This window comes from Atribacterota bacterium, from assembly GCA_028717805.1.
Lineage (GTDB): Bacteria > Atribacterota > Phoenicimicrobiia > Phoenicimicrobiales > Stramentimicrobiaceae > Stramentimicrobium.
Genome location: JAQUNC010000025.1, coordinates 1 through 19,104, shown reverse-complemented (window position 1 = coordinate 19,104; position 19,104 = coordinate 1). Strand labels below are relative to the sequence as shown.

The following is a 19,104-nucleotide window of genomic DNA, read 5'->3' as shown; positions in this document are numbered from 1 at the left end:
ACAAATGGAACAGACAAAAAATAATAAAATATTAATGATTGAAAAATTAAAAAAGTATTTCAATATTGGCAAAGGTAGACAAGGTTTTATATATGTTCGTGCGGTAGATGAAGTGAATATTGATATAAATTATGGTGAAACCTTAGGATTAGTAGGAGAATCCGGATCGGGGAAAAGTACCATTGCTTACACAGTTGTAGGTATGTATCATCCAACTTCTGGAAAAATAATATTTAAAGGTGAAAATATTGGTAAGGAGGCATCTAAAAGAAGGCTATCTTCAAAAAAGGAAATTCAGATTGTTTTCCAAGATCCTGGATCATCATTGAATCCTAAACAGACAATTGAGCAAATCCTTTCTTTACCATATAAAATCCATACTAATTTAAACAAAAAACAGTGTCAGGAAAAGATAGTTGAACTATTAGAAAAAGTTGAACTTTCTCCAGAATACCTTTATAAATTACCCCCTTCAATTGGTGGGGGTGAAAAACAGATGGTTGCTATTGCTAGGGCTTTAGCTCCAAATCCATCTTTAGTTGTTCTTGATGAACCAACTTCAGCCTTAGATGTATCAGTCCAGGCTAAAATTATAAATAAATTAATAGATTTGCAGCGAGAGATGAATTTAACTTACTTATTTATAACTCATGATTTAAGTTTAATGAGAAATGTTGCAAATAGAATTGCTATAATGTATCTGGGGAAAATATGTGAGGTGGCAGAGGCAATTACTTTTTTTGAAAAACCACTTCATCCCTATACTCAAATGCTTATTTCTTCAGTTCCAGTAATTTCTGAGGAAGAAGAGCATCTAAAACCCAAAAAAGTGATTTCTATTGGAGAAATACCTAGTCCGGTGAACATTCCCTCAGGATGTAGCTTTCATCTACGATGTCCATATAAAAAAGATGTTTGCTCTAAAATAGATCCCGAGATGATAGAGGTCTCACCCGGACATATGGTTAGATGTCACTTATTTTACAGTTAAGAAAGTTTTTACTTTAATTTACAATTAAATAATGTAGTATATCTTGAATATTATAATTATGTTTACTTGGGAGTAAATAATTGAATAAAATCAATAATCATATTCTCTGGATTAATCCAGTAAATGAAATGGTCGATGTTGATCAGCTTATTTTAGAAAATGTTAACAGTGTGAAGCAGGATGATACTACAGTAGATGTAGTTTCTCTGAAAAGGGGACCACTACATCTTAATTATTATTACTATGATGCCCTGATTCTTACTGATACTCTACATCAGGTTAAAAAAGCAGAAAAAGAGGGGTATGATGCTGCAATAATTGGATGCTTTTACGATCCTGGTCTTCGGGAAGCAAGAGAAATCACTGATCACATTGTTATTTCTGCTCCTGCCGAGGCAAGTATGTTGGTCGCTGCTGGATTAGGGCATAGGTTCTCAATTATTGTTGCAAGTAATAAGTGTATTCCTAAAATGTACGAGAATGTTGTTAACTATGGTTTGATTAACCGTTTAGCTTCATTTGAATCAGTTAATTTAGGAGTGAATGACTTTCAAAAAGATAAAACGGAAACCTTAAGACGAATACATAAAGCGACAGAACGAGCAGTTTTTAATAAAAATGCTGAGGTTATTATTCTTGGTTGTACCATGCAATTTGGTTTTTATAAAGAGCTTCAAGAGGCTCTTAAAGTTCCAGTAATAGATTCTATCATAGCTTCTCTTAAATATGCAGAATTTATGATTGAACTTCATAAGAAATTCAATTGGATACACAGCAAGGTTTGTAGTTATAAATCGCCACCAATTTCTGAAATAAAAAAATGGAATTTATCAGACCAATATCCTGGGATGGAGGATTTATGGTGAATAAGTATATATTAAGTGGGAATAGTGATTAATAATGACTACCGGTATCATATTCAACATAAAAAAATTTGCCATCCATGACGGTCCTGGTATCCGTACCACCGTCTTTCTGAAAGGGTGCCCGCTGCGCTGTCAGTGGTGCCATAATCCTGAGAGTTGGCTCCCTCAACCGGAGATTGCCTTTGATCAGGGAAAGTGCATCAAGTGCTATCAGTGTCTTTCCTTATGTCCAAATAAAGCCATTACCTTAAAGGGTGATTATCCCTACACTGATAAGAGTAAATGTGTACGCTGTGGTACCTGTGTTTCTCACTGTCCCAATCAAGCCCGAGAGATTATCGGCAGAAAAGTAACCCCACAGGAGGTTATGCAAGAGCTAAGGAAGGATTTAATCTTCTATCAGGAATCCAATGGAGGAGTTACCTTCTCCGGAGGTGAACCTTTGGAACAGATTGACTTTCTCTCTTCCCTCCTTTCCCTCTGTCAGAAGGAGGGCATCACCAGAGTGGTAGATACCTGTGGCTATGCCTCCTGGTCTAATGTGGAGTGTATCCTTCCCCTGGTTGATCTGTGGCTCTATGATCTGAAGTTACTTGATGAAGAGAAACACAAGCAGTATACTGGTTTCTCTAACCAGACTATCCTAGAGAACTTAAGGCGACTTTCTGGGGAAAACAAGAATATTGAGATTAGAATACCCCTCATCCCGGGGATTAATGATGATAAGAAGGAGCTGACTGAGATGGCTGGTTTTGTTCATTCCCTGGCTATAGCTCAGGTGAGTATCCTACCCTTTCACCGGCTGGGTTTGGATAAATACCGCCGTTTAGGTTTAACATCCAAAATGATGCAGATTCAGGCTCCTTCCGGGGAGCATATTCAGAGTATCATACGTCTTTTTAGTAAGACCAATGTGAAGGTAAATATAGGAGGATGAAGATGAATCCTAAAATAGCAAGATTAAGAGAAAAGAGTATTACCATCAAGCCTCATATCGATATCGAGCGGGCTAAACTGATAACTGAGGCTTACCAGCTCTATCAGGGTAAGGTGCCTACTCCCATCTTGAGGGCTTTAGTTTTTAAGTATTTACTGGAGCAGAAGACCATCGCCATTGATGAAGATGAACTAATTGTGGGAGAGCGGGGTAGTGCTTCTAGTGCCACTCCCACCTATCCCGAGCTTTGCTGTCATACCTTGGAAGATTTAGATATTATCCACAAGCGAGAGAAGATCTCCTTCCAGGTCAGCGCTGAAGTGAAGAGGATACAAAAAGAGTTGATTATTCCCTTCTGGCAGGAGCGCTCTATCCGTCACCAGATCTTCTCTCTCATGGATCAGAGCTGGCTGGATTGCTATCAGTCTGGTATTTTCACCGAGTTTATGGAACAAAGGGCACCTGGCCATACGGTGGCTGATGGTAAAATCTACCGAGAAGGCTTCTTAGACCTCAAGGAGAAAATCAAAAAGGCTATTGCATCTATAGACTTTCATCAGGATAAGGATGCCTACCAAAAGCTTATCCAGCTGAAGGCCATGTCTATCTGCGCTGAGGCAATCATCACCTTGGCTCATCGCTATACTCGACTGGCTGAAGAGCTCTCTGCAAAAGAAAAAGATGTCAAAAGAAAAGAGGAATTACTTGCTATTTCCGAGGTCTGCCGCCGAGTACCGGCTAAGGCTCCCCGTAATTTCTGGGAAGCCTTACAGATGTACTGGTTTGTCCATCTGGGAGTCATCAGTGAGCTTAACACCTGGGATTCCTTTAATCCCGGACACTTAGACCAACATCTGTTACCTTTCTACCGAGAGGGATTAGAAAATGGGACACTGAATCAGGAGAAAGCCAGAGAATTACTAGAGTGTCTCTGGATCAAATTCAACAACCAGCCTGCTCCCCCTAAGGTAGGAGTCACCTTAGCTGAGAGCGGTACCTATACTGATTTTGCCAATATCAACAACGGAGGACTCACTCCCGAAGGAGAAGATGGAGTCAATGAGGTTACCTATCTTATCCTGGAGGTTATAGATGAGATGCGACTCTTGCAGCCTAGCACCAATATCCAATTGAGTCAGAAGAGTCCAGACCTCTTCTTAAGGCGTGCCTGTGAGATTATTCGTAAGGGCTGGGGACAGCCATCTGTCTTCAATGCCGATTTAGTGGTTGCAGAATTGCTAAGACAGGGCAAAAGCCTCAGCGATGCTCGAGAGGGTGGAACCAGTGGCTGTGTAGAGACGGGAGCTTTTGGTAAAGAGGCTTATATCTTAACCGGTTACTTCAACTTGGTTAAGGTATTGGAGATTACCCTCCACAACGGATTAGATCCAGTAAACGGAAAGAAGATCGGCCTGGCCACCGGTGATCCCAGAACCTTTACCAGTTATAAAGAGCTGTTTACTGCCTTTCAAAGACAGCTGCACCACTTTGTCGATATCAAGATAAAAGGCAATCACATCATCGAACAGCTCTATGCCCATGCCATGCCTGCTCCCTTCTTGTCCCTCATTGTAAGTGACTGCATAGAAAAGGGGATGGACTATAATGCCGGTGGTGCCCGTTATAATACCAATTACCTGCAGGGCGTAGGTATAGGTAGTATCACCGACAGCCTATCTGCCCTCAAGTACCATGTATTTGACCGCAAGAATCTGAGTATGGATACCCTTCTTTCTATCATGGCTAACAATTTCCAGGGAGAACACGAGATATATCAACTCTTGAAAAACAATACTCCCCGATATGGTAATGATGATGACTATGCCGATAGCATCATGCAGGAGGTCTTTAATGCTTTCTACCAGGAGGTGGAGGGACGTCCCAATAGCAAGGGAGGAAAGTACTGTATCAATATGCTGCCCACCACCTGCCATATCTACTTCGGTTCAGTAGTTGGTGCTACCCCTGATGGACGTAAAGCTGGTGAACCCTTATCAGAAGGAATATCCCCAGTACAGGGAGCAGACCGTGAGGGTCCCACAGCAGTGATTAAATCAGCAGCCAAGATGGATCAGCTGAAGACCGGTGGTACCCTCTTGAACCAGAAGTTTACCCCCTCTCTCTTAGAAGGAGAAAAGGGGTTGGAAAGTCTCACTCATCTCATCAGGGGTTACTTTAAGTTAGGTGGTCATCATATCCAGTTCAATGTGATAAAAGCCGAGACTCTTAGAGCTGCTCAGAAGAATCCAGAAGAATATCAGAACCTCATTGTACGAGTAGCCGGTTACAGCGACTACTTCAACAACCTCAGTAAGACCCTGCAAGATGAGATCATTAGCAGGACTGAGCATCAGTGATTAAAAATTAACTGTTATTCAGAAGATAATTTGGAAAATCAGCAGGAATAGTTCTTATAAGTATAAGAACTATTCCTGCTTCTGTTTTTTATGCTATTTCAATTTCTACATGTTCGTTTTTTTCTTCATCATAGACATCACAAATCTTACCGGAAAATTCTGGATCATTCATGGCTTTATTGAGTTCTTCCATATCAAAGGGGATTTCCTCTCCACCAATTTTAACGGTGTCTTTTCCCATTTTATTGGCAATGTTAATTCCCCATTTTACCAAACTGAAAGGAACTTTAATATTAACCTTTGGTTTGTTATCCTTGGTAACGTTAATTTTAATGAACCTTTTTTGCTTACTGATGACAGATTGCTCCTCGCTATTCTTTTCTTTATCTGTTGATTTCAAAGCATCGATAAGGTTAATTGCCTCTTCATGAGTAATTTTTCCTTCTTTTAGCATATCTAGAACCTGTTTAATTTCTTCTTTCATTTTACTTTTTCTCCTTAAATTTATTAATTAAAATTAGCTTTCTTGTAGTAAATTAATCGCTTCTTCCACTGAAATCTCTTCATTATTAAGAGCATTTATTATTTCACTTCGGCTCATGTTTTTAATTTCATCGAATAAACCTAAAGCCGCTAACAATTTATCCAGCCTGTTTTTAACAGTAGGATAAGAAATCCCCATTCTTTCCTGAACTTCCTTTATATTTCCCCGAGAGCGAAGAAAGGTCAACAAGAATTCCCGGTCTTCTTCAGAAAGAGAGATTAGTTTGTTTATAGGAAAATTTCCCTGTACCTTTGTGTTGCATTTACTGCATCTTAATTCAGTGATATTCATTCTAGAACCACAAGCCGGACAATTAGTAGGAATGTTGGGCAAAGCAAACACCTCCTTTTTAATTTTTTAAATACCATAAATTAATTTATCTTATTTATTTATTAATAATTATAATATATATATTAAATATGTCAATAAAAAAATAAATAAAATTAATATATTTATAAAATATATTAATAATTCTATCATATGACTCTTTAAATTAGAATAAAATCGATACTATGGCTCAAGGTAACAGAATTAGCCATTTCCCTATTCAAACTGGAATATTGCTTTTGAAATTGTGTCAATATTAAGTAAGTTAATTGTTTAGTTTGATTTCCTCCAGATATGCTATTTTAAAATAAATAAGGTATAATTTAAGGAAAAATAAAAAAATGGAGATAAGTTATGGAAAGAGAAAGAACAAAAGAATTAGAACTATTAACAAAGATTAAAGAATATGATACACCTTCGGTAACCAACATAGTTGCTACTTACCCTAATCATCCCCTATGTCTGGGACTTTATCATCCCTGGAGCCAGAATTGGTATACAGATCAGACTATTCACTGTATGTTTCCGGAACTGGGCAGAACAGCCGGTTATGCTGTTACTTGCGTATATGGTTTACCTGATCCTGCATACTCACGTCTTTCTTTTATGAATGTCATTGATGCTTTAGAACAATCTAAAAAGCCGACCATACTAATCATTAAACAGAATTTTCCATCCGAAATAGCGGATAAAGTGGGTCTTTCCGGAGGCAATATGACTACAGCACTAAAATCAATCGGTTGTGTGGGAGTTATTTCTGATGGTCCTTCCCGTGATATAGATGAGATAAGACCAATGAAGTTTCAATATATGTTGACTGGGGTAACACCGGGACATGGGGATATGGCTGTTCATGCCGTTAATGTACCGGTTTCAGTAGCTGGTATGGATGTATATCCAGGAGAAATTATTCATATGGATGAGAATGGAGCTTGTAAATTTCCAGTAGATAAGTTAGAAAAGGTAGTAACAAATTTAGCCTTAATACAAAAGGAAGAACAGGAACGTATGGAGACATTATCCCAGGCGACCACGTCTGCCGAGATAAGAGCAATCTTTGCCGGTAAATCATAAGCTACCCCAAGACAGAACAAACTCAAACATATTCACAAATAAAATAGTAAGGATAGCATAGACAGACCTGTTGAGATATTATTCAAATCAGAAAGAGCATAAAAAATTACTTATCCCATAGCAACCTATAAATAAAAACTATAATTATTAGGAGCAAATTACTTGGGCTATTTTTTCATATAAATGATACAATAGTGAAGAAATAAAAAAGAGAAGGAAAATGATTGAAAATAGGGTGCCATGTTTCCATTGCTGGAGGTATTGAGGAAGCTGTTGCCAGGGCAAAAAGTTTAGGAATCAATGCCATGCAAATCTTTTCTAAAAATTTTCTCACCTGTCAGGAAAGATGCTATATTAAAAAAAGAAATCAACTGGAATAAATTGAAGGTTATTCATCTTAATGATTCTAAATATAATTTAAAATCTAAAAAAGACTGACATATGCTATTAGGGAAGGATTTATTGGTTAAGGAGATTTAGCATGTTAGTAAATCATCAAGCAATAAAAGATTTGCCTTTTATCCTGGAAACTCCAAAAAGAAGTGAAGAGGACGACAGAAGAAATATAACTATAATTAGAAGAATGAGGAAATAAGAAATGAAGTTGAATGGAAAAAACTTGCCTAACAAATGCCCTGTCATTAAAAACCCTAATAACTTATTTCTAATAATGTTGCTTAGCTGAATAATAAATATTTTTCTTCTTTCTAATGCCTACTCTAAGACAGAGTATAAAATTGAAGACCTTACTTTTGATAATAGTGCCTTTCTAACGGTAGATGGGGTGTAATTACATTATCGTATCTGGCAACCTTTATCTAATATTTTATTTGGAAATATATTATTGATTCATGGGTTAGGTGGTTCAAGGTTTAGCTGGCGGTTAGTGGCATCGGAACTGGCTACTAGTGGCTATATGAAGAACCACCCCAAAATTTTTATACAATATCTTACTGACTTTCTAAGATAGTTTAATATGGTTGTAAAATTAATAAAAATGTATTAATGATAGATTCATAGTATCCGGAAATACCGAGACAAATCCGTAGTAAAATTAACTTTCTTAACCAATTTTGTTATAATAATAACTCAGTTATTTTATTGGATTAGATTTTTACAGTATACTTTATACTGGTATACTATATACTGAGTAAAGAGGTTCTCAAGGGGAAGCCTTCCCCTGTAAAATCCGTTATGTTATTATGAAATATACTCGGCAGAAGGTAACATGAATTATTTTGAAGTGAGAACAAGAATAAAAGCTAATATAGAGATTTTGCAAAAAATTAGGGCAGAGCAGAAGTCTATTTATGCTCTGGAACATATGCTCGGTTATCACATAAATGAGCTGGAAGAGCTGAGGCCACACAAGAGAAATATAGAATTTATGGCACAATCAAATTATGATGAACAACCTGATCTGGTAGATTTATGCCACTGGTTAGAGCGAGTAAGTAATATTGAAACAAGTATAAAAAAGAATGAAAAGATTATTATCAGACTATATGATAGACTCTATGTGCAAATAATATTTAAGATACTAGAAGGAGAAGCGTTAAGTCCCATAGATATCTTTTTTTATCATAGTAAAAAATATATTGAAAAAATTAGGTTGGGCGAAATGACTTTTCAGAAATTGGTAGAAAATTATAACTGGGAAACGGAAAGATTTAACGATTTGGATTAAGAGACCTCATTTCTGCCCATTATTCATTTTTATTTCAAATAAAGGGGTAAATAAATTTTGAAAGATTCTAATAATACACAAATAGTAACGAAAAAAGAGGCTGCGAAAGAAATAGAAATGGTTAGTAAGAGAATTGCTTTGCTACATCTTGCTTATGCTAAAACGTTAGTAAATGAGCTGGGAAATGAAAAAGGAGAAAAAGTAATTTTAAAGGCTATCAAGTATTATGGTAAATTAATAGGGGAAGAGGTGAAGAAAAATATACATGATCAAGGCTTAGAGGCAACTCCTGATAATTATGGTAGAGGAAAGTCCAGGGATCTTCCCAGATATGGTATGCATGCAGGGAGAGAGACCTTTGAGAGCGGGGGAAGAAAACGAAGAAAAAGTTATGGTTGCGTTCTTGGTAAACTATGGCGGGAATATGGTGAGGAGGAATTAGGTAGGCTATATTGCTATGTTGACTTAGCTAAATCTATGTATTATAATCCACATTTTAAACTGGTGCATACAAAATGTATGCCCGAGCGGGAAGATGAAGAATGCGAATTTGATGTAATTCCGACTACTGAAAAGGAAAGAGAAGAATTTTTTAGCGAAGGAACTGACTGGACGAAGATTGATAGGGGCGTATAAGTGGAGTCTATTTTATGGTGCCGAAGGGGGGATTTGAACCCCCACAGGTGTAAAACCTACTACGCCCTGAACGTAGCGCGTCTGCCGATTCCGCCACTTCGGCTAGTAAAACATGGTAGCCAATTCCAGAAACTACAATTAAGAATACTTCTACCTAACAAATAATAGCATAGATAAATTTAAGTAGCTTGTCAAGGAGAATTATCTGAGAAGGTTAGCAAGGTTTGAGAAGTATTTTCTTGGAAACAACTCTACGAGAACGAAAAGAATAGGAAGTAAATATAATTAAGGAGAAATTGTTTTGAATAATAAAAAAAGAATTGTTGATTTGGATTTAGGAGATGTTGTAAAACAGGTTTTCTATATAAAGGAAGCAGAATTTAGATTGCGAAGAGATGGTAAGACTGTAGATGGTTTTTTGAGAATATCTGATAGCAGTGGTGAAATAGAAGCTATTTATTGGGATATATCAGATAAGGAATTATCTCAAATTGAGAATATGCAATTTGCTCAAATCGCAGGCCAGGTAATTAAAAAGAAAAGTGACGGACAGATACAGATGAGCATAAAATCTTTAGAGTCAGCACCGGAATCATCTTTAGAGGATTTTATACCAGCTACACCACTGAATGTTGAGGAATTAATGCAGGAAATAGACCATAAAATCTCTTCTATAAAGCATCAGTATTTAAAGGCATTATTACTCTCCTTTTTTGATGATCTGATTTTAAGGGGAAAATTTAAGAAGACACCGGCTGCTAAAAAATTACATCAAGCGTATAAGGGAGGTTTAGCAGAACATACCGTTAACGTCTCAAGGATATGTGAGACTATCTGTCAAATATATCCTCAGGTTAATAGGGATTTTCTTGTTAGTGCTGCACTTCTTCATGATATTGGAAAGGTAGAAGAATATCAGCTGAATGGAGTTATTGAGTATACCGATAAGGGGAAACTAATCGGACATATAATTATGGGAACAGAGATGGTTGAGGAAAAAATTAAACAGATAAAAGATTTTCCAGAAGACTTAGCGGTTATGTTCAAACATACTATCTTAAGCCATCATGGTAAATTTGAATTTGGCTCACCTAAGCTTCCCAGTATTCTTCCAGCTATAGCTCTTTTTTATGCTGATGATACTGATGCTAAAATCAATGGATTAATTGGCTTGAAAGAACAGAATAAGAATGTAGATAAAAAATGGAGTGATTGGGTCTGGTGGTTAGATCGTTCCATTTACCTGGCAGAACAGGTTATAATGGAAGATAGTAGTAAAAATTTTGAAGAATAAATAAGCTAAAGATTTAGCTCACAATAATTTAAAGATAACCAACAATAATACAGCAGGAGGAAGATTATGCATGATAGACTGACAGATGCACTTTCCGGGAAAAAAGCGGATTATCTGGAAATAAGACTGGAGGAATATGAATCAACCAATATTCGTTTTCAAGGAAAGGATATAGAGAAGATTAGTAGTTCTCAGGAAAAGGGAGGCAATGTCCGGGCATTGGTAAAAGGAAGATGGGGATTTGTTACTTTTAATCGGTGGGAAGATTTAAAAGAAAAAATTAATCAAGCTATTGAGATTGCCACTCTTATTGGCGATAAACCAAGTAATTTAGCTCAGGTAGAGCCGGTGGTAGATAATATAACAGCTGACTATAGCAAAGATTTTAGACAGGTTAGTTTAAAAGAAAAATCAACTATGATGAAAAACTATAGCAATATTATAGTTAACTTTAGTCCCAAGATACAATCATCAATTGTAGATTATACTGATCGCTTTACCACAGTACATTTTGCTAATTCTGAAGGTACCTATATCAGACAGGAACGACCTTATCTCAATATACACTTTACTGCCATTGCTCGTGATGGCGATGATGTTCAGATGGCCAGTGAAAGTATTGGTAGTATTAAAGGATACGAAAAGGCTGAACGGCTTTCTTCTCGAGCACAGAGAGCAGCACAACGTGCTGTTAAGTTATTACAGTCAAAATCTGTTCCTGGTGGTCAATATACGGTAATCCTGGATCCACTCCTGGCTGGAGTATTTATTCATGAAGCCTTTGGTCATTTAAGTGAAGCTGATTTTTTATATGAAGATCCGCGAATGCAAAAGTTAATGGTATTAGGAAAGAAGGTAGGCTTTGAAGAATTGAATGTGGTGGATGACGGTTCTTTACCAGGATTGCTGGGATCCTCTAAATATGATGACGAAGGAGTTCCTACCAGGAAAAATTACCTTATCAAAAAAGGCATTATCACCAGCAGGCTTCATTCCCGGGAAACTGCTGCTAAAATGGGAGAATCTGTTACTGGAAATGCTAGAGCTTTAAGCTATCATTTCAAACCAATAGTCCGCATGACTAACACCTATATAGAGAAAGGCAAAACACCATATAAGGAATTATTCAATGATATCAAAAAGGGCATTTATGCCCGAAAGTTTTATGGAGGAAATACTACCTTTGAGATGTTTACCTTCAGTGCCGGTGAGGGTTATATGATTGAAAATGGAAGGATTACAGAACCACTTAGAGATATAACATTGACTGGTAATTTATTTGAAACATTGTATCATATTGATGGTATTGGCAATGACCTGAAAATTATTGAATCCGGAGGGGGTTGTGGTAAGGGTGGACAACAACCTTTACCAGTAACCTTTGGTAGTCCTCATATTCGTATTAGAAATGTCGTGGTAGGAGGGAAGTAGGAATTATGCAACAATTAATGGCTAAGTTGAGAAAGAAAGTAAGTTCTGGTGAACTTTATAAGGTTAATTTTAAATCAACTCCGGTTGAATACGAAATGAATCAATTAAAGTCAGTAAATGCAGAAGAAATGGAAGGATGGGCTTTGAGGCTTATCAGTAATGGTAAAATAGGATTTTCTTCTTCCACCTCAGAAAGTCAGTTTGAGGCAATGGTTGATATGGCAATGGCAGTAGCCCAATTTGGACAGGTTGCACTGTTTGATTTTCCCGGACAGATTAATGCTGACCAGGAGGATAAACTAAAACTCTATGACCACTTGTTATCTGAAAAAAGTATTGCTGAGATGATAGAAATTGGAAATAATATTATGAACAGAGTCAACTCCATAAATGCTGAATTGCGCTGTGATGCAGGAATTGTCAAGCAAGAGGGTAAGATTCAATATTGGAATACCTATGGCGCCTCCTTTACTTATCAGAAAACCATTTTTTCTAATTCAATCATGATTCAGGATACTCAGGAAAATGATATGATGATTTTGATGGAGTCCAAGCAATGGGGTCAAGCTAATTTTTCTCTGGACTCTCTCTGGGAAGAGGTGAAGAAAAAAATAGAATGGAGTAAAGAAATTGTAGAGGTAGAAAATGGTTATATGCCAGTTATATTTACTCCCAAGGCTTTACTGGTCCTGCTACTCCCCCTTATGGCAGGTTTAAACGGAAGAATGATTAATAGAAAAATATCTCCTTTACAGGGAAAAGAAGGTCAGCTTTTATTTAGCCCATTGCTTTCTATGGATAGTGATGGAATAATTGATTATGCAGAAGGAAGCGCTCCTTATGATGATGAAGGGATTGCTATGCAGAAATTGCCCTTAATCGAAAAGGGTATCTTGAAGAATTATTATTATGATTTACAAAATGCTGCAGAAGCAGGAGTAAAACCTTCCGGTAATGGCCTTAGATATAGTTTTCATACCTCACCTTCCCCCGGCATTAGCAACCTGATCGTTTCAGAAGGAAATACCTCCTTTACTGATATGATTAAGGACATCAAAACCGGAATCATTGTTGACCAGGTATTGGGATTAGGGCAGGGTAATATTCTTAGTGGCGCTTTTTCTAATAATGTTCAGCTGGGTTACAAGATAGTTAATGGAAAAATTGTCGGCAGAATTAAAAATGTAATGATAGCTGGAAATGCCTTAGAGGTCTTAAAAGATATTATTGCTATAGGTAATAAAGCGGAATGGATATCTGGTCGATATTATTTTCCGCCTATCTATATTAAATCAATATCAGTATCAACGAAAGATTGATAATGTGTTAATCATTCTTCACGCTCTTTATTAAATATAAAAAAGAGTGCCCATATATAATAAAAAATAAATACTAAAATTAGTAATAGTCATAGGGAAAAGAATATGTTAAAAATTTTAATTATAAGACATGGAGAAACTTTTAGTAATGCTGAAAAACGCTTTTCAGGTCATCAGGATGTTGACCTTACTGAAAAAGGAATTTGGCAGGCAGAACAGTTAGCAGAGCGTCTGGCAGAATTTCCGATTAAAGCAATTTATAGTAGTGATTTAAAAAGGGCTATCCATACTGCCAGTATTATTAACAAGAGACATCAGTTGAATCTTAGCACTGAACCACTATTCAGGGAAATCTGCTTTGGAGAGTGGGAGGGATTACGTTTTGAGGAAATTAATACGGAAAATAATAAGGGCAATTGTCCACATTGGTGGCATGAACCTTGCCAACCTCTCCCTGGTGGAGAGAGTATTTCTGATTTACAAAGAAGGGTTTTAGATGGTCTGGAGAAGATAATTGATGAACATGATCATGATGAGCAGTATAATACTGTTGCTATTGTCTGTCATGGTGGAGTAGCTAGAATCATTATTAGTATTGCTCTGGATATTCCTCTGGAAAAAATCTGGTATATCAAGCAATATTCCACTGCTTTAAATATAATCTTTTATCAGAAGCATAATATCTATTTTGTCGAATCGATAAATGATATCAGTCATCTTAAGGGAAAGGAACCGGTTAAATTAGTTGAAGAATAATAAGATTGCCAAAATTATTAGCGATATTCATCCCATTGATCATATTATCCAGAAAAATACTTTAGAAAGTTTTGATAGGTTAACTAAACCACGAAAAAGTTTAGGGAGACTGGAAGATCTGGTAGCCAGGGCAGCTGGTATTTATGGCCGTTTGAATCCTGTTATAGATAGAAAGGTAATATTTCTGATGGCTGCTGACCATGGAGTAACTGATGAGCAGGTCAGTGCTTATCCTTCCGAAATCACTCGTCAGATGGTATTAAATTTTTTAAGAGGTGGGGCTGCTATAAATGTATTGGCTCACCATTTTGATGTGGAGATAGTAATAACCGATATAGGAGTAAAGGGAGAGTTATGCCGGAAATCAGGCATTTTTCAGAAGAAGATTGCCTCTGGAACTAATAATATGGCGAAAGAATCAGCTATGACCAGGGAAATGGCAGAAAGGTCAATGGAGATTGGATTTGATGTTTTTGAGGATACTTTTGCACAGAAGAAGATTGATATGATAGGATTAGGGGAAATGGGGATTGGTAATACTACTGCTAGCAGTGCCATTGTTAGTCTATTAACTGACGCTAAAATCGAGGAAGTAGTGGATCGAGGAGCAGGTCTTTCTCCTGAGGCAGTATACCATAAAATTGCAGTACTTAAGAAGGCTATTTCTTTAAACCAACCCGATCCTGATGATCCTTTAGATGTACTGGCAAAAGTAGGTGGATTTGAGATTGGTGGCCTGGTAGGATGTATTTTTGCCGCTGCAAAAAGAAGAATTCCCATAATAATGGATGGTCTAATATCAGGAGCTTGTGCTTTACTGGCAGTAAAATTAAATCCTCAGATACATGATTATCTCTTTGCCAGCCACTGTTCCAGGGAAAGGGGACATAGCATTGCCCTTACCTATCTGGATATGCTCCCTATCTTTGATCTGGGTATGCATCTAGGGGAAGGGACAGGAGCAGTTTTTGGTATGAGCTTTATAGAAGCGGGTTTTAAATTACTTAATCAGATGGCTACTTTTGATGATTTAATGACCATTAAAGAATAAGTACGGGTTAAGAAGACAAATCAATCCTCTTTATAATAATAATTTGGAATTTAAAAGATGAATAAATACAAACCTAAACTCATTCTGATTACGGGTGGAGTACGAAGCGGCAAGAGCTCTTTTGCTGAATCGCTAGCCTCAAAAATCGGTGAAAAAATTACCTATATTGCTACAGCACAGGCCTTAGACGAGGAAATGTCTGAAAGAATAACAGAACACCGTAAAAGAAGACCGAAAAACTGGCAGACATACGAGGAACCTTATCAGGTTGAGAAGATTATTCAAGAGATTGGCCATAAAACAGATGTTATTCTGATTGATTGTCTGACTTTGCTGGTCTCTAATCTTATGTCTGATTGTCCGGATGAGCAATCCAGAAAAAATCTTTCCTCAAAAATCAAAGTAAAAATTAATGTTATTGTTAACGAAGCATTAAAATGCCAGGCTTCTGTTATTATGGTATCCAATGAAGTAGGACTGGGCTTGGTTCCCACCAATATAACCGGACGTTTTTTTCGGGACATACTGGGTCAGGCTAATCAGGCTATTGCTCTGAATGCGGATCGGGTATATCTTATGGTAGCTGGTATTCCTATGTTAATAAAGGGGAAAAGAGATGGGTAATATAGTCAGAAGATTTTTGTTAGCACTTTCTTTTTTGACAGTCCTACCGGTTTCTTTACCCTACTTTAGGAAAGAATTTGTTGACCAGGAAGTTATTAAGGAGGATTTATCGAAAGCCAGCATCTTTTTCCCCTTAGTTGGTTTGCTCATGGGGGGTATCCTATTTACCATTTATTGGCTGCTGAAACTTATTGATTTACCTGTTCATCTAGAAGCAGGATTTATTCTTGCTGTATGGGTGGTATTAAGCGGAGGCCTTCATCTGGAAGGATTAGCTGATATGATAGACGGATTTTTTGGTGGGCAAAATAAAGAAAATATTATTAGTATTATGAAAGATGGTTCTATCGGAGCAAAGGGAGCTATTGCCTTAATTATATTAATTCTCTTGAAATATCTTCTGTTAATCAGTTTAGCTGAGACAGTTAAAGGGGTATCACTACTGCTGGCTCCTATGATGGGAAGATGGGCTATGGTTTTAACAGCTTATCTGGGGAAACCTGCCTCTTCTTCGAATACCTTAACCAAGATGTTCACTAATTATTTAGGAAAAAAAGAATTAGTTGTTTCAACTTTATTCACTGTTGGTTTTAATTTTCTAATATTATCCCCCAGTTTTATCTATCATGCCCTTGTTTTATTAATCATAACCGGATGTATAACCGGTAGCCTTATTGCTTATTCCAACAGAAAGATTCAGGGAATTTGTGGTGATGTAATAGGTGCTATCAATGAAATAAGCGAGCTGGTTGTGTTACTTGTATCTTTTTTAACTATTAAATAAAAGGATTACATCTTCACATAATTCAACCCTTTACAGAAGATACAAATTGGTTTGAAACATCATGACAAAGAATAAGTTGATTTGTCCTGGTTTAATCTTTGTTCGCTAGCTTGTAAAATCATTCTAAGCATTTTTCCATAGGATATCCCATCAAATTCAGCCATTTTAGCCAGATGTCCATCCCAGCACCAGCCGGGATTGGGATTTACCTCCAATAGTTTAGGAGTCCCGTTACTATCCAGTCTCCAATCAAATCTACAGTAATCCCTACACTCCAACCTTTCCGATAACTTCAAGCAACATTCAATAATAAATTTTTCTGTATTTTCAGGAAGATTAGCAGGAACCGACTTGATATTCCAGTAGGGAGGGTCTGGTAACCATTTAGTTTCGTAACGGCATATTTTGGGTAAATCTTCAGGTCAGGCAGAATAATCAGCCATAATTATTGGTAGTACTGTATAAGGTTCAGGAGGATTACCCAAAATTCCCACACTCAGGTCTTTGCCAGTAAGAAATTCTTCAACTAGAATTGGTTTATCATAACCATATTTCTCTCTAATTTCAGAGATGGCATTTACTATTTCTTCAAAATTATTAGCTACACTTCTCTGGGTTATTCCAAAACTGGAATCGCCGAAATTAGGTTTGATGATTACCGGAAAATTGAAAGATAACTCAAAAATAACATCATTTGGTTTTATAAAAAAGGCTTCCGGTACCGGGATATCCATTTCTCTTGCAATACCGCGAACTAGTGATTTATCATAGCAAAAAGCCAGGCATTGAGGGCCTGAGCCGGTGTAAGGTAGATTAACAATTTCTAAGAGAGAAGGAACATGCAGTTCTTTTCTGGCATCATTATTATAACCTTCATCACATAGATTAAAAACTAAATCAATCTTGCCTTTTTCTTTTAGTTTGGTTAGCTCATTGATTAAAGCGTCATGATTATTCAAATAAGTAAACATAAAATCTTTTAATTCACTCAATTCTGATTTTAGCTGGTCAATTGTATAAAGATCATCATCATCAAAGACAGCTGAAGGCTTTAGGGGATCTGTTTTGCTCGGATCTCCAAGAATTACCGCTACCTTTTTTAATTGCCTGCGTCCTTTTTTTCTGAGAGGTGTCCATTCTTTTTTAGTTATTGCAGTAGCAATTAAACATTTTTCCATCATTCCTAAATCCTGGTTTCTTTTAGAGTGGGGAGTCATTGATCCGTGGAAGGTTATTTCACTAAAACCAGCAGCGTTTAAAAGCTCAGTCAGATTATCTTGAGAATAAAGTCTTTCGGCATAAAACTGATCAGCTATTATACCTTTTTCTATATGGCTAATCACTTCCCGAGAAATAAGGCGTTGTTTGTCCAGGGAAAGCGAACGTTCTCTACAGACAAAATGTTTTTTATCTATCCACTCCCAGGAGCGAGGTTGAAAGTGCTTTTTTAAGTAATCTCCATCAGTAACCTGGATCAGTAATTTTCCCCATGGCTTTAGGGTTCTAAAAACCTCTTTTAATACCCTTAAATCGTCTTGTATCGTTTCAAAATAACCAAAACTATTTCCTAAAATCATTACCATATCGAAAGAATCATTGGCAAATGGTATCTTACGAGCATCTCCTTCTTTAAACTTGACATTAAGATCTTCTTTCTTTGCCTGAGCTTTAGCCTTCTGGATTAAGTAATGTGAGCGGTCTAATCCTTCTATATTTTGGAAATTTCTTCTACTTAATTCTATAGAATGTCTACCCTGGCCGCAGCAAAGATCAAGTATTTTATCATCTGAAGAGGGTTTAAGGATGCTTAAGAATAGATCAATTTCAGAGGAAGTAATACTTAAGTCATCTACAATATCTCCGTCAGTCTTTAAATATAAATAATTAAAGATCCTATTCCACCAGTCAGGTCTTACATGTTGTTCTAAATTGGAAACCGGTCCGAGGAATGATTTCTTTTCCTTATATTTTTTCTTTCGCTGGGGAGGTTTATCAGTAGAAGTTAAACCATTCATAATCTTGTTTTTACCTTCTTTCTCACAGATTATTATTCAAACTAAGTATAGAAAATTTATACTTATTTTTTATAATTAATTTTAAAACAGTCATTTTAAATAATAAAATTTAGTTAGTTATATTAATTTCTATTCAATATAACAAGTTGTAAGAAAAAGTCAATAGTAAATATTCATCTGTTTATCGGTGGTTTTAAATAGTTAAATTTTACTATTTCTTATAAATCATAAATAGCATTAAATTCTACTTTATTGTCACTTAATATTTTTTCTATTCTATGAATGTCATCAAAGTTAAAACTTAAGCATATACCGCAATCAGAGCTTAAATGACGGGGCACCGGGATAAGCTTAACAACAAGCCCTTGTTTCTTTGCTAAACTTTCTGTTTTGATAGCCCCGCTGGTTGAA

18 protein-coding genes, 1 tRNA gene and 1 pseudogene are annotated in these 19,104 nt (G+C 36.5%); 15 read left to right on the top strand and 5 right to left on the bottom strand.

Translation table 11 applies throughout. The features are described from left to right. Positions 1–4 precede the first annotated feature (4 nt). The 4 genes from PHD84_06710 to PHD84_06695 all read left to right on the top strand — a co-directional run bounded on the left by PHD84_06710 (position 5) and on the right by PHD84_06695 (position 5,151). Positions 5–991 carry an ABC transporter ATP-binding protein gene (locus PHD84_06710; protein ID MDD5637488.1) on the top strand — a complete coding sequence of 329 codons (987 nt, stop codon included), beginning with the start codon at positions 5–7 and terminating at the stop codon, positions 989–991. An 80-nt stretch (positions 992–1,071) separates the two neighbouring features. Next, the gene (locus PHD84_06705) at positions 1,072–1,857 is read left to right on the top strand and encodes an aspartate/glutamate racemase family protein (GenBank protein ID MDD5637487.1); all 786 of its coding nucleotides are present in this window, start codon (positions 1,072–1,074) and stop codon (positions 1,855–1,857) included. A 34-nt stretch (positions 1,858–1,891) separates the two neighbouring features. Next, complete coding sequence (locus PHD84_06700; protein MDD5637486.1) at positions 1,892–2,794, top strand: glycyl-radical enzyme activating protein; 903 nt, start codon at positions 1,892–1,894, stop codon at positions 2,792–2,794. Between the two features lie 2 nt (positions 2,795–2,796). Next, entirely contained in the window at positions 2,797–5,151 is a 2,355-nt protein-coding gene (locus PHD84_06695) for a glycyl radical protein (protein MDD5637485.1), read from the top strand. Between the two features lie 88 nt (positions 5,152–5,239). Here PHD84_06695 and PHD84_06690 read toward each other — a convergent pair whose 3' ends face one another. Continuing rightward, positions 5,240–5,635, bottom strand: coding sequence for a hypothetical protein (locus PHD84_06690; GenBank protein MDD5637484.1), 396 nt, complete (start codon positions 5,633–5,635; stop codon positions 5,240–5,242). 33 nt (positions 5,636–5,668) lie between these two features. Further along, positions 5,669–6,028: a DUF2089 domain-containing protein gene (locus PHD84_06685; GenBank protein ID MDD5637483.1), complete on the bottom strand. Its 360-nt coding sequence runs from the start codon at positions 6,026–6,028 to the stop codon at positions 5,669–5,671. A gap of 348 nt (positions 6,029–6,376) precedes the next feature. Between PHD84_06685 and PHD84_06680 the strand changes: the two genes are divergently transcribed. The 4 genes from PHD84_06680 (at position 6,377) to PHD84_06665 (ending at position 9,419) form a co-directional block, all read left to right on the top strand. After that, positions 6,377–7,096 (top strand): RraA family protein, encoded by a 720-nt coding sequence (locus tag PHD84_06680; protein ID MDD5637482.1) that lies wholly within the window; start codon positions 6,377–6,379, stop codon positions 7,094–7,096. A gap of 224 nt (positions 7,097–7,320) precedes the next feature. Beyond that, entirely contained in the window at positions 7,321–7,476 is a 156-nt protein-coding gene (locus tag PHD84_06675) for a hypothetical protein (protein ID MDD5637481.1), read from the top strand. 848 nt (positions 7,477–8,324) lie between these two features. Beyond that, positions 8,325–8,783, top strand: a complete 459-nt coding sequence (locus PHD84_06670) for a hypothetical protein (protein ID MDD5637480.1) — start codon at positions 8,325–8,327, stop codon at positions 8,781–8,783. Positions 8,784–8,840: 57 nt separating this feature from the next. Beyond that, positions 8,841–9,419 carry an L-2-amino-thiazoline-4-carboxylic acid hydrolase gene (locus PHD84_06665; GenBank protein MDD5637479.1) on the top strand — a complete coding sequence of 193 codons (579 nt, stop codon included), beginning with the start codon at positions 8,841–8,843 and terminating at the stop codon, positions 9,417–9,419. 15 nt (positions 9,420–9,434) lie between these two features. Here PHD84_06665 and PHD84_06660 read toward each other — a convergent pair. Next, positions 9,435–9,522 (bottom strand) — tRNA-Leu (locus PHD84_06660). A 198-nt stretch (positions 9,523–9,720) separates the two neighbouring features. On the opposite strand from PHD84_06660, the gene PHD84_06655 reads away from it, so the two are divergent. From PHD84_06655 to cobS, 7 genes are all read left to right on the top strand, one after another. Continuing rightward, positions 9,721–10,713, top strand: a complete 993-nt coding sequence (locus tag PHD84_06655; GenBank protein ID MDD5637478.1) for an HD domain-containing protein — start codon at positions 9,721–9,723, stop codon at positions 10,711–10,713. 66 nt (positions 10,714–10,779) lie between these two features. Continuing rightward, complete coding sequence (locus PHD84_06650) at positions 10,780–12,144, top strand: TldD/PmbA family protein (GenBank protein MDD5637477.1); 1,365 nt, start codon at positions 10,780–10,782, stop codon at positions 12,142–12,144. 5 nt (positions 12,145–12,149) lie between these two features. Continuing rightward, complete coding sequence (locus tag PHD84_06645) at positions 12,150–13,463, top strand: metallopeptidase TldD-related protein (protein ID MDD5637476.1); 1,314 nt, start codon at positions 12,150–12,152, stop codon at positions 13,461–13,463. Positions 13,464–13,568: 105 nt separating this feature from the next. Next, positions 13,569–14,219 carry a histidine phosphatase family protein gene (locus PHD84_06640; GenBank protein ID MDD5637475.1) on the top strand — a complete coding sequence of 217 codons (651 nt, stop codon included), beginning with the start codon at positions 13,569–13,571 and terminating at the stop codon, positions 14,217–14,219. After that, complete coding sequence (cobT, locus tag PHD84_06635) at positions 14,209–15,270, top strand: nicotinate-nucleotide--dimethylbenzimidazole phosphoribosyltransferase (protein ID MDD5637474.1); 1,062 nt, start codon at positions 14,209–14,211, stop codon at positions 15,268–15,270. Before PHD84_06640 ends, cobT begins: the two co-directional genes overlap by 11 nt. 57 nt (positions 15,271–15,327) lie before the next feature. Then, positions 15,328–15,894: a bifunctional adenosylcobinamide kinase/adenosylcobinamide-phosphate guanylyltransferase gene (cobU, locus tag PHD84_06630; GenBank protein ID MDD5637473.1), complete on the top strand. Its 567-nt coding sequence runs from the start codon at positions 15,328–15,330 to the stop codon at positions 15,892–15,894. Continuing rightward, the gene (gene cobS, locus PHD84_06625; GenBank protein ID MDD5637472.1) at positions 15,887–16,678 is read left to right on the top strand and encodes an adenosylcobinamide-GDP ribazoletransferase; all 792 of its coding nucleotides are present in this window, start codon (positions 15,887–15,889) and stop codon (positions 16,676–16,678) included. The genes cobU and cobS overlap by 8 nt, the downstream gene beginning before the upstream one ends. A gap of 59 nt (positions 16,679–16,737) precedes the next feature. Here the strand turns inward: cobS and PHD84_06620 are convergent. Then, positions 16,738–18,693, bottom strand: a pseudogene (locus PHD84_06620) (methyltransferase domain-containing protein). A 218-nt stretch (positions 18,694–18,911) separates the two neighbouring features. Then, positions 18,912–19,104: DUF3343 domain-containing protein (locus PHD84_06615; protein MDD5637471.1), on the bottom strand; the 193-nt coding region annotated here is incomplete at its 5' end.